Source organism: Anaerovibrio sp. JC8, assembly GCF_002100115.1.
GTDB lineage: Bacteria > Bacillota > Negativicutes > Selenomonadales > Selenomonadaceae > Anaerovibrio.
Window position 1 is genome coordinate 35,239 of sequence record NZ_ANBM01000007.1, and the last position, 16,286, is coordinate 51,524.

Sequence of the window (16,286 nt, forward strand, 5' to 3'; positions counted from 1 at the left end):
CATCCCTTTACGCCACTTGCCGTTTAACCAGCTCGGCAAAGAGGCCGTTTTTGGCTATCAGTTCATCAAAGGAACCTGTTTCCACAATTTTTCCGCTGTCCATGACAATTATCCGGTCACAGTTACGGATAGTTGATAGCCGATGAGCCACAATTATACGGGTCACCTTTAACTTCTCCAGACTCTTGGTAACAATACTCTGGGAACGGTTGTCCAAGGCACTGGTAGCCTCGTCAAAAATTAATATTGAAGGCTTGCCCGCCAACGCTCTGGCGATGAGAATACGCTGACGCTGACCACCGGAAATATTGCTGCTGCCTTCCCCAATAACCGTCTGCATGCCCATAGGCATATCGGCGATATCCTCTGCAATGCCGGCGGCCTCTGCCGCCTGCCAGGCATCATCCTGGGAAAGCATTTTAGTCCCCACAATGTTGCTGAAAATATCCCCGGTCATCAGCTGGCCATTTTGCAGCACCACGCCCATCTGGGAACGGACAGAAGGCAGTGACAAATCTGCCAGCTCCTGGCCGTCAAAGGTTATGCTGCCCTTTTTTAAATCCTCAAAGCCCAGCAATAGCCGCACAAGGGTGCTTTTGCCACTGCCGGATTTGCCAACTATGGCCACATTCTCTCCCGGGGAAACGGAAAAGCTCACATCAGACAGCACCTCCGGTCCTTCCACTTCCTCATAGCCCCCCTTGCTATCTGGAACCATGTTGGAATAGGCAAAGGACAGGTGGCTGACCTCAAAGGCCCCGGACAGCTTCCCGGCATCCTGCTTTTCTTCGTTGCTTTCCGGCACTTCGTTCAGGATAGGCCGCAGATTTTCCAGCTGCGGCTGAATGCCAAAGTATTGGGTGACAAGGCCAATAACACCGCTAATAACTCCGTTAAAGCTGGTGTAGGCCGCATTAAATGCCATAAACTGGGCATAGCCAATGCCCTGCTGAACGGTCTTTCCGTCAGGGCCCACCTCATTAAGGCCGTATACGGCAATCCAATATAAAAGCATGGTGAGAATAAATGGCTGTATGCTTGAAATAATCGCTGTATAGTTGTTCAGCCACCGCAGTCTCAAGCTCCAATTCCAGTGTTCACCAAAGCTCCTGGTCCATAAATTGTAGGCCTGCTCCCCGGCGCCATGTACCCGGAATTTTGGAAGGCCGGCGAAAATCTGCTGTACCGTGCCGGCTGATTTATTGCCAGCATCAATAATTTTCCTCTGGAAAAACAGCACCCGCCTAAATACCAGGGCAGTAAACAGACCATAGACAATCCAAACAGCCACGGCAGCTCCTGTAAGCTTCAGGCTGTAATAACACATGAGGAAAATGCTCCAGAAGGAGAACACAAAGCTCAAAATGGAGCCAACGAAATCTCCGGAGGCCAGACTCTTGGCGATACCAATACCCGCAATGCGGCTGGCCAGCTCTCCCACCGTAAAGCGGCGGAAGAATTTTGGCGGAAGGGAAAGCAGCCGTCCCCACATGGCCGCCTCAGCCGTAATCTCTATCTTGGTAGAAATACGCATTACAGCTATAGAACGGACAATTCCCAAGGCCGCCGTGGTAAAGCTGGTGACCATAAGGGCCTGGGTTACCGTAGCCAGCCCCTGTCTGTCCAATATTGGAATAATATCCTGGAATATGGTTTCAGTGATTATAGGTGTTGCCAGAGGAATAAGACCGGCAAATAAGCTGCAAATTATAATCGTGCGATAATCCGCCTTCCAGCACTGGTGGAACATAAATTTCACCAGATCCATCAGCTTCAGGCTTCGGGCCGGAAAACCCGCATAGCACTGGAAAGCATCGTTGGAAAGATGCTTTGTTGTCTCATCATCAAGGGGAATCCCCTCCGGATGATTGCGCAGAACAATTTTGTAGCTTTCAGGAGTGACAGGAATAATGGCCGCCAGTTCCTTTTCCTTGGCACCTGGTGGCGTATAAAAGCCTATCATGACACCTGTGTCCTTTTTATACCAGCCTTCCGGCAGGGTCACCAGACGCATTTGCATATTGCCCTTCTGTATCAGACGGCGCAGTAACCCCACTTCATCCAACAGTCTGGCATTTTCTTCAGTAATATTTATATTGTCTGTGGCCATGGACAGGGCCTTGGCCACCTGCTGTACTACAAAGGTGGCTTCCGATATATGACGATTGGTAGAGGTATCCTCGTTGTCCCCCGTAAATAGCATTTCTTCGCCCAGCAGACTTCTGATACCGTTTTCTACCAATATTTTCTTGACCTTATTCCGCATGCGGATACGACGTGACAGACGCTTGTCCTCTGCCCCAAACCGCATACCCAAAAACATGGACAGTACCTGCTCATGCTCCTGAAATTCTCCCAAAACTGACGGAAAATCATCCATGCCGGCAAACATATTGCCCCTTTGCCAAAGCTGGAGCATGTCATCACCCTTGTCTGCCTTGATCCGTAGCCAAGAAATTTGGAGCAGCTGACTAAACCATTTTTCCATAGTAGACTTCAGTTCATCCAATGGCTGCTTTACCATGGAAGCTACTGACAACTCCGTATCCTCCACGGCATAAACCTGCATGCAGATGTCCTTAAATTCATCCATGGCCGGAAAAACTGCATCTCCCGCGTTTAGCTTCATCAGATAACACTGGCGGAAGGAAAGCACATCAGCCCCTTTTTCCTCCGGATTGGTTACGGCATAAACCTCCACCTGGCCTGACTGAATCTGCAGAAATTCCTCATCATTCTGCAAAAGGAAGCGTTGCCCCGCCAATAAATGCTCTTTAGTTGTCATGGGCCTTACCTCCTTTAATCCTCCATACTGTCATCATGCTCCTGCTCCCGTTCTTCGATGAGAAGCTTGTAAGGACCATCGTGCTTCATCATCTCCCGATGGGTGCCCCGTTCCACCACCTTGCCCTGGGACAAAACGATAATTTCGTCACAGTCCCGAATGGTGGACAGGCGATGAGCTACGATAATACAGGTGCAGCCACGATGACGGATATTTTCCAAAACGATTTTTTCTGTAATAGGGTCCAGGGCACTGGTGGCCTCATCCAGCACCAATATTGATGGATTAACAGCCAGAGCCCGGGCAATTTCCAGACGCTGACGCTGACCGCCGGAGAAATTCATGCCTCCTTCTGCCACCTGGAAATCATAGCCCCTCTCCAGCTTTATAATATCCTCGTGAATGCAGGCATCCTTGGCTGCTGCCACAATGTCTGACTTGCGTACAGTGTTATCAAACAGGGTAATATTTTCTGCCACAGTTCCGGATATAAGGAATATATCCTGGTCCACAGAGGCCAGTGACCCCACCACCACCTGACGGGGCAGCTGACGTCTTGGCACACCGTCAAAGGACAGGGTACCGCTCCATTCCTCATATAACCCTGTAATAATCTTTGCCAGAGTGGATTTTCCGCTGCCGGAGGCTCCCACCACGGCAATCCATTGGCCAGGCTTGGCATGAAGGTTAAAATGCTCCAATAAAGGCTTTTCCAATGGGCTATAGCCAAAGCTTACGTCCTCCAGCCTTACATCTCCGGACAGACGGTCATTGGGAAAGTCTTTTTGTGCTTCATCTTCCTCTGTTGGGAAGTTCAGCCTGTCTATTTCATAGCAACGTACATCATTCAGACGCTGCATCTGCATTTCAGTGGTCTGCAGGGTGGACCCCAGGCCCACCAGGGCATTTACAGGTGCCGTAAAGCTGCCCATTAAGTGCTGGAAAGCCATAAACATACCTGCTGTCATGGCACCTTCCATAATTGAAAAGCCACCAATGGTCATTATCAGGGCTCCATTAATGCCGGATAACAGGGCTGGCAGCATTTTTACAGACATGGACCACATGGCCGTTTCCTGAGAGGCCGTCAATACTTTCGTCTGATAGCCTGCCCATTTGGTGAAGAAATCTGATTCGTCACCATTGGCCTTTATGGTTTCAATCATCCGCAGGCCATTCATGGATACACCATAGGCCTTGCCCGCATCCTGCTGAATACGCATATTAAGGTCCGTAAGATAACGTCGTGTTGCAAAAAACAGGATAATCTCAACGGAAAGAAAGGCTACTCCGATAAGGGTCAGGGTAACATTATATTGAAGCAATAACAGCAAATAGAAAATAGCAACAAATAAATCCAATACCGCCGTGGCCGCCGGTCCTGACAGAACTCCGGCAATGGATTCATTAAAGCCCACACGACTGGCTACCTCCGCCGCATACCGCTGATGGAAAAACTGCATCGGCAGCTTCAGCAGATGCCAAAAGTAGCTGGAGGAATCAGCCAGGGTCAGCTTTCGCTGCCAGAAGGTCAGCACCACTGCCCGCAGCCATGTAATAATACCGGAAATAATAAAGGATACCGTCATGGCGATACAGAAATTGGTCATCCAATCAGGATGCTTTTTTGTCAGAATATCATCCATAAAGATCTGACTCATAACCGGTGCCGCCAGTCCGGGGATAATGGCACATAATTCCAAAACAAAGATAAAGGTGGCCGCCCAGCGGTCCTCCTTGAGCTTTTTAAAAATGTCCTTATAGACATTGTAGCGCTTGCCCGACTTTACAAAGTCCGGCCCTGGCGTTATATGCAGCGAAACACCTGTATAGGAGGTACGGAATTCCTCCAGCTTCACTGTCCGACGTCCCATGGCCGGATCATTCAGATAGACAGTGTCATCCTTGATTCCCTCCAGCACCACAAAATGGTTGAATTCCCAATGAATAATCAGAGGAAATGGCTTTTGTGGCAGCAGCTTCAGCAGATCATTAACCGTCCATCGATAGCCGTTGGCCTCACAGTGGTTTTTCCGGGCCGCACGGACAACACAGCTGGCCTTGGAGCCATCACGGTTGACACCACATTCAGCCCGAAGCTTTTCCAGCGGAATCCACAGTCCATAATGGGCCAGCACCATTCCCAAGGCCGCTGCACCGCATTCTGTGGCCTCCATCTGGAGTACCGTAGGTACCTTGACCCGGAACTGGGAGAAAAATATATTTTTCAGCTTCTCAATCATATCCTCACCTGTTCCTCAGCCATTGACTTAACTTATTGAACACCTTCTCAATAGGCGGACGACGCTCAATAATTATAGAACCAGTGCAGAAGCTGCCGGCAGATATAGGCTTGTGCTCACCCACCGAGCTGGTCCATAAATAACCGGACTGGGAGCCCGGATCCTTTACCAGATCAAAATTCACTTCCATAACAGCACTCTGCTGAGTATTGACTATCCACTGAGCCAGCTGCTCATTGCCCAGGGTCATCTGCATGGTCTGTGGAGAAACAGGATACTGGGAAACTGAACGCACTGTTCCCAGCAGGTAGCCGGTCTGGGATACATCCACCCCGTTAGGTGCCAGCTGAATGCTCTGGCCCTGCTCCACCCGTTTGCCCTTGGCTACTGGAATATACAAAACGCCCTTTAAGTCCTCACGGCCGTCATCCACCCGCAGATTTACAACCGGGGTACCACTGCCGATGATGCTTCCCTCATGAATCATAATTTCTGTTACAATACCATCGCTTGAGGCAGTAATATACTCGGCAGTTTCCTTTTGATAACGGCGGGAATCATATTCATGCACCCTGTTGGCCACATCGCGGTTGCTGGATCCCATCTCCGGTCCATACTGGGCCATGCGGGTAGCTGCCGTCTCCTGTGCCTGGTTTAAGTGGGCAATAAGGTCACCCTTATGCACCTTTTGCCCAACATGGACATAAATTTCGTCAATGGTTCCGTTGGACAGGGAAGAAACCTTGGTAACGCCGGAAAAATCCATAATCAGCCCCATGCCATCGGCTTTTACTGTGAAGGAGCCAAAGATGGACCATACCACTACCGCCACCAGCATTATGGCAACCCCCACCAGGCCCATCCAGCCTACAGGGGAAGTAATTGGCAGTACAGTATCCAGCTTTTCAGGGGACCTCATTTTGTCCAGGGCTTCCTTGCTGAAAATGCTTTTTCCGGTGTTTTGCCAACGCTCGGTGGCACTCATCTCGCCATCATTGTGCTTGTCCTCTGCACTCATCAGCCCTCATCCCCTTCCAGCGTAATGTCTACCTTCATGCCATCGCTTAAGCCTTCAAAGTTTCCTACAGCCACCACGTCACCTGGCTGAAGGCCGCTGACAATTTCAATCTGCTTGCCGTCATCAGGGCCGGTCACTACATTTCGTAGCTGTAAAATACCCTCGTCATCTACCACGAATACCTTGTCATGGGATTTATCAATCATGGCCTTCAGAGGCACTGCAAGACAGTAATATGGCTTATTGGTCCTCATGGTAACGTCCGTATAGGTCATTGGCTCCAGCAGACGTGTAGTATTATCAACTTCCCACACTGAACGCCGCATATTGGCTGGCTGGGACAGAGGTGGGACAATTTCCTTTAATGTGGCAGTGATTTTCTGATTCCAGCCCGTATTTCCGGCGCCATAATCCGTATCATAGGCCTTGCCCACAGCAATACGCTCCGGGAAGGTGAGCTCCGTGGTCTGGCCAAGCTCCAGATGACGGGAATCAACATCCTGTAAGTTCAAGGAAAAGGTGAGATTATCAAAATCACCCACCAGCGCTACTGGAGTACCGGCCTGAACATAGGTCCCCTCACGCTGATAAATTACCAATACTTCGCCGCTTATTGGGGCAGTCACTGTCAGCCAGCCCTGCTGTACAATAACCTGATCCCGCTGGGCCTGGGCCTCCAAAAGAGCCTGCTGGGCGGCCAGATATTGCGCCTGGGCCTCCTCATATTTTTCCTGGGAGGTGGCATTTTTTGCCAGCAGCCGACCCTGCCGCTGATAGGAGCTGTAGGTCTGGGCCAGCATGGCCTCAGCACGGCTTACGGCACTGGTGGCCTGCTGAATGCGAAGGGGAATCTGCTCATTGGCCATGGAAAGCAGGGGCTGTCCCTTACTGATGGGACTGTTCTTATCCACATACCAACGTAAAATCCTTCCATCCGTAAGGGCCACAGCATCTGTCATATTACGGCTGGAAAAGCGGATGGATGGCAGGGAAAGGGTTGGACGCAGCTCCTGTATTTTTGCCTTGGCGCCAATAAGCTGCACTCTTCTGTTGTCCATACGATTTGCAATCTGGTTCTCATCACTGTAATTAAGCCATGCTCCGTAGGCTACAATGGCAAAGGCCATGGCAACGATAACAGCAACACCAATGTAAAAATACCGCTTCATATTGATTAAGCCCCTTCTATAATAAATATAATTATGCAAAAGCTGTCGTAAAAAACGATTATTCTTTTTGTTCCATTTATATTTAAATTCTGCAAAAAATCAAAAAATCCTGCCATTTTTGTTCTATAAGGTGAAGCAGCTTTACTATTTTGCCTTAAGAACAATTTAAGCAGGAATCATTTTTATTATAACGAATTATTGAATTATAAAGAAAGGACGGATAATCGAAATGAATAAATATAAAATGCCACTGCAAGGTGCAGATGAGTATCTGGAACACTGTTATAGCATTCCGAAGAAAATTCCGGTACTGCCACTGGAGGACGAGCCTTTCCTTAATCGATGGCAGGAGTCAGCCGGAAGCAATGTACTGGAGTTCATGAAAAATAGTCTGGGCCTTCCGACTCCTGACTTTAAATGGCTGAAAGCTGATTCTCTCAGCATTTCCTTCACCCAGACCGCAGGGGGAAAATTACCAGTAATAACCACAGGCTGCCATGAGGATTTTCGTGCCATGGAGGCCCTGGTAAACGGTGGCAGCCACCCCCGGGAGCTGCCCCTGTCGGTCAACGCTTTTACAATTCAGGCCCGGGCAGCAAGTATATTTCATCACCGAATAATACTCCTGAATCATGCTCCATACAGCAATGTTCCCGCTGAAAAGCTGGGATTGTCCTCTGAAGAATGGCTGGAGCATTCCTATGGGCTTCGTCTTGCCCATGAAGGCACACATTACGAAACCCTGAGGCTCCTTAGTGGTATGAAAAATCACGCTCTGGACGAAATCTGTGCTGATGCCATTGGACAAATCGCTGCCTTTGGCAATTTTGATGCTGACAGACAGCGGCTTTTCTTTGGGCTTGAAAGAGGCAAGAATACCTGTACTGGCCGCTTGTCCTTTTATTGCCAGAAGGTGGACGAGAAGGAACGGTGCAGGATTTATACAGCAGTAGATAAAATTCTTGATGATGTGGCCACAGAAATCCAGGAGCTTCTTTATAATGATACAGACCCCTTTTTCATACTTATGAAGCTGGCTGCCAGAAGCATAGCTGAACGCCTTAAAGGGTAAATTATGGGAAAATATAGAGCAGTGCAAAACGCACTGCTCTTTTTATTGTGATTAATCGTATGCAAATTATCTATTTTTTCTTCTGTCAGCACCGGAGTGCCTGTAATATTCAGCCTTGTCCTGATACATACGCTCATCAGCCATGGTTACCATCTTTTTCATGGTCAGGTTTTCAGCTTCATTGAACACCACCGAGCCAACGGAAACGGACAGCTTGTCCACCTTTTCGCCCTTCCAGCCATTAAAGGCTTCCTTCAGCCGCTGAATAATATCCGGCCATTGATCAGGCTCAGCGTAGAGAACAGACATAAATTCGTCACCGCCAATCCGGTAAACCGTACCATAAGGTGACAATATCCGGGTCATGCAGTCAGCTGCTCCCTTAATCAGTTCATCTCCCGCTTCATGCCCCAGGGCATCATTGACATTCTTTAAGCCATTAAGGTCCATGGCTATTACAACGAGGTTTTCCGTTGCCGGCAGAGCTCCCCCGGTATCAATAACCTCATCAAAGCTCTGACGGTTCAACAAGCCTGTAAGGCTGTCATGATGGGCAAGAAAAGCCATTCTCCTCTTATTGCGCTGAATGAGTATGATGTAGGCAACCAGACCGCTGAAAACAGTACTGATAAGTACTACTACTATTGTGAAGATAAAAATGTGCTGTAAAAAGAAATCCTTTATGGTCATGGAAGAAATTTTTTCAGTATAGGTGTATGTGCAGTTCATGCCAAAATCCTCCGGCAGATTGGTTATCCCCCGATTTAGAATTGACAGAAGCTCATTATTGCCGCATTTTACGGCAAAACACCGGCTTACGGTTTCCTTTAGCATAAAGGTGTTAAGGTCCCAATAATCAGGATGGCTAAGATAACCATCCTTGCGGAACTGGTTTAAAATACAGCCGTCCACTGTTCCATCCTTAACGGCATCCAATACCTCAAAAATATCATCATAATAAACCAGCTCTACATTTGGATAATGGGCGCGGATATAGATGTCACCTATGGAATTGCCCCGTTTGGCGGACATACGCCTAAGCTGCAGGTCAGAATAGTCACCCTTATATACCAGATACATAGGTGCATTGATAACCTCACTGGTAAGGAATATATCATCCCGTTCCGCCTGATCAACGTCATTGTTGGCCGGGAACACCATATCCACGGCACCGTTTTTCAGCCCCTGAATCATTGCCTCATAGCTGCCAAAGGCCACATATTTAAACTGAACCTTGTCCTGTATCTTAAGCTCCTCAACCATTTCATTCAGTACATCCACAATGATACCCGTAGGCCGACCATTGTTGCCCGTACCGGATAATGGCAGATAATCATCAACGTAACCCACTGAGATAACCGGGTGATACTTTAGCCAGGCAAGCTCATCATTTTGGAGCTGGGCCAAAACAGCCAGTCCGGAAAAATACTTATTGGAGAGCTGATTGGTAAAACCAGGCGTAGTGGAATTAATCTTGCGCAGTGCTGTATTAAGCTCCTTCAATATATCAGGCCGCTGCCGGTTTACTGCCAAATAAAATTCCGATTGGCCAATTTTGGCCACGGGTATCATCTTATCCTCCGGCTTGACAGCGTTATCCGTATCTACTGTGGCATCGGTTTTCCCGGCATAAAAGTCATTATACCGCGACTGGTTGCCACTGAAGGTTTTGATGCGGACATGATGATTTTCCGAATCATTCCAGTTCCGCAGTATAGTCTCCATCAGGGTATTATGATTTACGCTTACCGTGTGTCCTGCCAGTGCTGCCATTCCCTGATTTGCCAATGGATTGTTGGCATGGACGTAAATATAATAGCTTTCAGAGCCCATAGGATAATCAGGAAACAGCACCTTTTCCATCCGTTCCGGCGTTTTGGACACCCCGGCCATTAAGTCTATTTCACCGTTATACAGCTTGTCCAGTATAGTATTCCAATCTCCATAGACATAGATACAGTGCCAATTGGCATAGTATGACACCCTCTGGATATAATCATAGGCCATGCCTCTCTTTACGGCTTTGTCTCCTATACCCTCCATAAAATTAGTGGACTGAACATAACCCACCCGCACGTCCTTATGCTCCCTCAGAGGCTGGGTGGCCGCATTGGAGGTACTATTAATTTGAGTAAAAAGGCAAATAATAACTGCCAAAAAACAGAGAAAGATATTGCATAAAACATTTTTCCTTCTCAATGGGCTCCATCCTCTCATCAGAATTTGCAATGATTTTTAAAAAGGCTGCCGCACTTGATGATATTGTCAAACACCAACTACGACAGCACTTTCATGAAATTTTTATTTCTCTTTCCTGTCCGGTATAATCTGCAGCTCACCCTTGGCATTGCTTACCCGCATTCCTGGTGGTACAGAGCTGGTAATGAAGCAGTTACCGCTGATAATACAACCATCACCAATAACAGTTTCTCCACCCAAAATAGAAGCATTGGAATAAATGGTAACATTATCCCCAATGGTTGGATGACGTTGAACACCAATGAGTCCCCGGCCAGCTCTGGTGGACAGACCACCCAGGGTAACCCCCTGATAAAGCTTAACATGGTTGCCAATAATGGTGGTTTCTCCAATAACAACGCCGGTTCCGTGGTCAATAAAGAAATACTCCCCAATTTGGGCACCAGGATGAATGTCCACACCAGTACGACCATGGGCATATTCCGTCATAATACGGGGAATCATAGGAATTTCCATTTTATACAGCACATGGGCAATTCGGTTCACCATAATGGCATAAAAGCCGGGATATGAAAAAATAATCTCATCAAAGCTGGTGGCAGCCGGGTCTCCGTCGTAGCCCGCCTGAATATCCTTCTTCAAAAGCTGACGGATATTGGGGAGAGAATCGATAAAGACACCCACCACAGCCTCAGCATGATCACTGCGGACATCATCATTTTTATTCATGTACTCAGGATGCTGCTGCAGGGATATTTTTATCTGCTTGGTAAGCTCCTCCACAACATTGGAGAGCCGAGTACCCATTTCATACTTTAAAGCATTGCTTCCAGGAGTTTTCTGGTCGGCAAAATGAACAGGAAACAGAATGGCTACAAGGTTATCCAGGATATTGATAATACAATCCTTGTCTATCTGCAAATGCTCAAACAACTTACTGGCAGAATGGGCCTCCACCACATCTGCAAAAATATCCTCGGTAATCCCCTGAATTTTCTCATCCATTATAGCCATTTAAATCTCCCTTTAAACTATCTTGGAGCCGTCGTAAACCTCGCCGCCTACATCAGGACCAAGACCATATTTCTCAGCCCATTCGGACTTATACTTTACTGCCTGGGCGTGAATGGCCTTGAAGCCATTTTCGTCCAGAGTCTTCTTAACCTTGGCAGGACAGCCCACCACCAGAGAATTTGGTGGAATAATAGTGCCCTTGGTAACCAATGCTCCAGCCCCTACGATGGAACCACGGCCGATAACCGCTCCATCCAGCACTGTTGCGCCCATGCCGATAAGGCAATAATCCTCAATGGTACATGCATGAAGGGTTACGCTGTGACCAACGGTTACATAATCTCCTACAATACAGGCATAATCATCTGCTACATGGAGACAGCAATTATCCTGAATGTTGCTGTAACGGCCTACAACAACCTTATTAACATCACCACGCAGAGTGGAATTTGGCCAAACACTGGCATACTCCTTGAGCTCCACATCACCAACCAGGGTGGCTGTGCTGAAGGAATAGGCCTTGTCACTGATTACAGGGTACCTACCCTCAAATTCATAAATGTAATGCTTGGCATCCTGCTCGCGAATCTTCTCATACTTCATTTTTCTTGCACCTCATTCATTCTCCCCGAGTAATATGAAATGCCCAAATCTAACAACCGTGTACGAAAATCCCTTTCATTATACAGGTTCTATGGCATTTTTTCAATTATTATTCAAACAATGGTTTGCAGGCAACAGACAATTTTTCCTTCTTTGCCTGTGCTTCCGCCAAATCCTTACCCAATGTTGTAAAGTAAGCCTTAATCTTTGGCTCAGTGCCGGAAGGTCTTACCACAATGGTAGCGCCGTCCTCCAAGGTATAGATAAGCACATTGGCGGCTGGCAGCCCGGTCTCCTCTGTCTTCTTGTAATCCACGGATTTGGTAACCTTTAAGCCCGCAAATTCCTTTGGTGGATTCTCACGAAGGCCCTGCATAATTCCCGCCATCTTGTCCATTCCGCTGAGACCAGGGAATTCAAAGCTGTCAATCTTGTTATAGTAACGGCCATACTTGGCATAAATTTCCTCCAGACGCTGTTTAATGCTGGAGCCAATGCTTCTATAGTAAGCCGCCATTTCGCAAATCAGCATGGAAGCAACAACAGCATCCTTGTCACGGACATAGGAACCGGACAGATAACCATAGCTTTCCTCAAAGCCGAAAATAAACCGCTCCTCCTGGCCTACCTCCTCCAAATGGAGAATCTGGTCGCCAATCCACTTAAAGCCAGTCAAAACCTTGCGGAGCTCCACGCCATAATTCTTGGCCACTGCATCAGCCAACGGAGTGGATACAAGGGACATAACTGCTACAGGGTCCTTTGGCATGGTACCCTTTTCAATGCGGCCGGCACAGATATAATCCAGCAGCAATACGCCCATCTCATTGCCGGATACCAGCTCATAGGAGCCGTCAGGACACTTCATGGCAATACCAACACGGTCTGCATCAGGGTCTGTAGCCAGCATCAGATCGGCACCGCACTCCTTGGCCAGCTTAAGGCCAGCCTCCAGGGCCTCATAAATCTCCGGATTTGGATAGCTGCAGGTGGTGAAATAGCCGTTTGGATACTCCTGCTCAGGAACAATGGTAATATCATTGATACCAATATCCTTCAGCACCTGGGTTACAGGCACCAGACCGGAACCATTCAACGGGCTGTACACCAGCTTCAGACCGCTGGTCTTGGCCAGCCCCGGACGGACCTGTCTGGACTCGATAGCCTCATAGAAGGCCTTCTTGCAGTCATCTCCTACAAAACGGATAAGGCCTTCCTCTACCCCCTGGGCAAAGGACATGGTCTTGGCACCGGTGAGCACATCGGTCTTCTGAATCTCATCATAAACAATGGCGGCAGCATCATCAGTCATCTGACAGCCATCAGGGCCATAAGCTTTGTAGCCGTTATACTTGGACGGATTATGGGAAGCTGTCACCATAATACCGGCATTGCACTTATAATAGCGGGTGGCAAAGGACAAAGCGGGAACCGGCATGGCTGCATCATAAATGCGGACCTTGATGCCATTGGCCGCCAGTACAGTAGCCGCAGTCTTGGAGAACACATCACTCTTTAGGCGGGTATCAAAGCTGATAGCAACAGTCTGGCTGCCCCCCTGCTTCTTTACCCAGTTGGCCAGGCCCTGGGTGGCCTGCCGAACAACGTAAATATTCATACGGTTAGTACCGGCTCCCAGCACACCACGCAGGCCAGCAGTACCAAACTTTAAGGACACTGCAAAGCGGTCCTTTATTTCCTCGTCATTACCTTCAATCTTTGCTAATTCAGGATACAGGTCGCAGTCTTCAAGGTCAAAGGACATCCAACGCTTATATTCATTCTGATACATAAAAAAGCCCCTCCGTTTTCAAAAATTATCTTACCCTTTACACTTCGATAATAAACCTTCAAAATCCTTTATTTATCTGGAAAAAAGTTATTTTTCCCCAACTGGGCCGAAATAAGTCAGTGCCAGCATAGTAATATCATCAGACTGTTCTGCATCTCCCACAAAGGTTGCCACAGACTTGTCAATTTCCTCCAAAAGTGATTGAGGTTCATCAGCATTTTTAGAGCAATTAAGCTGAGACAGCAGTCTTTCCTCACCATATAGCTCATCTTTATTATTCATGGCCTCAGTAACGCCATCGGTATACAGGAACAGACTGTCACCCGGCTTCAGGATAAGGGTCTGACTTTCGTAGGTAATGTTCTTGCGACCGGCCAGGACAAAATTTGATTCCACATCAAGATAACGGAAAGCTCCCGTCTCCTTTTCGTAAATAAGCGATGGATTATGGCCACAATTTACATATTCAAAATAACCTGTCCGTATGTCCAAAAGACCAATGAAAGCCGTTACAAACATTCTGGCGGTATTATCCTCTTTGAGCTGATTGTTGGCATGGGCCGCAATATCGGATAGCGTCATATTTTTTCCTGTAAGCAGCAAGTTCTTTAATATAGTTTTTGATATGGCCATAAACATGGCCGCTCCAACACCCTTACCGGACACATCAGCAATAGTTACTGCCAGATGGTTTTCATCTACCATGTAGAAATCGTAGAAATCGCCTCCAACCTCCCTGGCTGACTGCATAGATGCATAAAGAGTAAATTCCTTATGTTCCGGAAATGGTGGAAACTTATGAGGCAATACACCCATCTGTATATCCTGGGCCAGAGTCAGCTCAGTGGCTATACGCTCCTTTTCTGCTGTCTCAGACACAAGGGTATCCATGTAACCTTCCAGTTCCTCAGTCATAATATTAAAACAATTTGCCAGTTCCTCAATTTCATCTCCGGAATTTATTTTCACCCGCTTCTTAAACATATTATTGGCATTATTTTTATCTCCATCCGGTAAGTCGCCATAAGCATTCAATGTACCAATTACAACATGCTTGGTTATATCACGAACACCATCAGTCAGCCGTTGAATGGATGCAACAAATCTGCCGGATAATTTTTGGCCGACACGAATCACTAAACAAAGCAGGACGATAATAGAAACGACCATAAAAAGTATGATTAAATCTATATGATTCACCATATCTTCTATCTTGTCAGCAGTAAGCTTTTCAATAATTTCCCTATTTTTTTCTACCGGGGCAATTACCTCGTCCTTGGCAAAGACCGTAGCAAAGCTCCATCCCGTACATTCAATGGGAGTGTAGGCAACAAAATATTCATCACCATCTATTTCTGCCAGCTGTATCCCCTTGTGTCCCAAAGTCATTTCCTGGGCTATCTGGGCCAGGAAATGATTTGTTGCAGTGCGGATATCCTTATTCAAATCTACCGGCAGCTCCATTTCCGCACCGACTGCGTAAGCCTCTTTCTGGGAGGATAAAATGACCCTTCCCTTTTTATCCAAGGCAAAACAAAATCCGGCATTAGGCAGATTAATATCTCTAACAAGAATTCGCATATTTTCCAGGGAAATCTCCATGGAAGCCACACCAAGCAAGTTGCCGTCATCATCATAATATGGGCTGGCACAAAACAGTCCAGGCATATTGGAGAATGTAAACATTCTAACATCTGTAAAGATAGTATTTCCCTTTTCTACCGCCTGCTTATACCAATCAGCCTCCACTGCGTTGTATACAGTCTGTGGAATATTTTCCTTGTTCCCTTCCAGCTCATCGGGTTCATCAACGGAAAGGGTAAAATTATGATTGGAAGTAACGAAAAAGGATTTTACCATATCATTACATTCCAAAAGACGGACAAGGAGACCTTCAATATTTCCCATTAAGGCTATTTCATGGCGATAATTGTCCGGGTTTACCTCAGCTCCGTGCTGAAGATAAATTTTCAGTGGTTTAAAATCCCCTTCACTTGGCACCGCTACCTTCCATGGAGAATACAACTCCGAATGCCGGTGAATTTCCCCGGCCTCACGGGCAACGGCCTCCACATCATAGGCATTGGACTCCATGTATAAACTGATAATTTTGGCATTATCACTGGTAATATACATCAGCTCCTCCTGCCCTTGCTCAACCAAAAGCTCCGAGCTGTTCTCGTAGGACACTTCACCAAGTCTGTTCACCAATTCTTCCGCCCGATAAAGAGCCGAGCCCAAGCCATAAAAGGCAATTATAACCAAAACCAGAATAATAACCAGATTACTGCCAAGGAGTATCCGTATCATCTTATGCAAAATACTATTCACTTTTCCACCTGACAAATAGCTAAAGATATCTTTCATATCGATGATACTCCATCTACATAA

Annotated in this window: 10 protein-coding genes; 1 reads left to right on the forward strand and 9 read right to left on the reverse strand. The window is 47.2% G+C overall.

Translation table 11 applies throughout. The annotated features are described in order from the left end of the window. Positions 1-7 precede the first annotated feature (7 nt). The 4 genes from D081_RS08240 to D081_RS08255 are packed head-to-tail and all read right to left on the reverse strand — an operon-like array spanning position 8 to position 7,215. Positions 8-2,785 carry an NHLP bacteriocin export ABC transporter permease/ATPase subunit gene (locus tag D081_RS08240; protein ID WP_085023719.1) on the reverse strand — a complete coding sequence of 926 codons (2,778 nt, stop codon included), beginning with the start codon at positions 2,783-2,785 and terminating at the stop codon, positions 8-10. A gap of 14 nt (positions 2,786-2,799) precedes the next feature. Next, the gene (locus tag D081_RS08245; RefSeq protein WP_085023720.1) at positions 2,800-5,028 is read right to left on the reverse strand and encodes an NHLP family bacteriocin export ABC transporter peptidase/permease/ATPase subunit; all 2,229 of its coding nucleotides are present in this window, start codon (positions 5,026-5,028) and stop codon (positions 2,800-2,802) included. Between the two features lie 4 nt (positions 5,029-5,032). Next, the gene (locus tag D081_RS08250) at positions 5,033-6,046 is read right to left on the reverse strand and encodes a biotin/lipoyl-binding protein (RefSeq protein WP_085023721.1); all 1,014 of its coding nucleotides are present in this window, start codon (positions 6,044-6,046) and stop codon (positions 5,033-5,035) included. Beyond that, positions 6,046-7,215: an efflux RND transporter periplasmic adaptor subunit gene (locus D081_RS08255; protein ID WP_085023722.1), complete on the reverse strand. Its 1,170-nt coding sequence runs from the start codon at positions 7,213-7,215 to the stop codon at positions 6,046-6,048. The genes D081_RS08250 and D081_RS08255 overlap by 1 nt, the downstream gene beginning before the upstream one ends. A 229-nt stretch (positions 7,216-7,444) precedes the next feature. On the opposite strand from D081_RS08255, the gene D081_RS08260 reads away from it, so the two are divergent. Continuing rightward, the gene (locus tag D081_RS08260; protein ID WP_085023723.1) at positions 7,445-8,287 is read left to right on the forward strand and encodes a hypothetical protein; all 843 of its coding nucleotides are present in this window, start codon (positions 7,445-7,447) and stop codon (positions 8,285-8,287) included. A gap of 66 nt (positions 8,288-8,353) precedes the next feature. On the opposite strand, the gene D081_RS08265 is transcribed toward D081_RS08260, so the two are convergent. From D081_RS08265 to D081_RS08285, 5 genes are all read right to left on the reverse strand, one after another. Next, entirely contained in the window at positions 8,354-10,363 is a 2,010-nt protein-coding gene (locus D081_RS08265; RefSeq protein ID WP_233127463.1) for a transporter substrate-binding domain-containing protein, read from the reverse strand. A gap of 225 nt (positions 10,364-10,588) precedes the next feature. Next, positions 10,589-11,500, reverse strand: a complete 912-nt coding sequence (locus D081_RS08270) for a serine O-acetyltransferase (protein WP_198941979.1) — start codon at positions 11,498-11,500, stop codon at positions 10,589-10,591. 12 nt (positions 11,501-11,512) lie between these two features. Then, complete coding sequence (locus D081_RS08275; protein ID WP_085023725.1) at positions 11,513-12,103, reverse strand: gamma carbonic anhydrase family protein; 591 nt, start codon at positions 12,101-12,103, stop codon at positions 11,513-11,515. A 109-nt stretch (positions 12,104-12,212) separates the two neighbouring features. Continuing rightward, a complete protein-coding gene (locus D081_RS08280) occupies positions 12,213-13,895 on the reverse strand; it encodes a phospho-sugar mutase (RefSeq protein WP_085023726.1) in 1,683 nt (560 codons plus the stop codon). Positions 13,896-13,982: 87 nt separating this feature from the next. Further along, entirely contained in the window at positions 13,983-16,262 is a 2,280-nt protein-coding gene (locus D081_RS08285; RefSeq protein WP_085023727.1) for a SpoIIE family protein phosphatase, read from the reverse strand. Positions 16,263-16,286 lie beyond the last annotated feature (24 nt).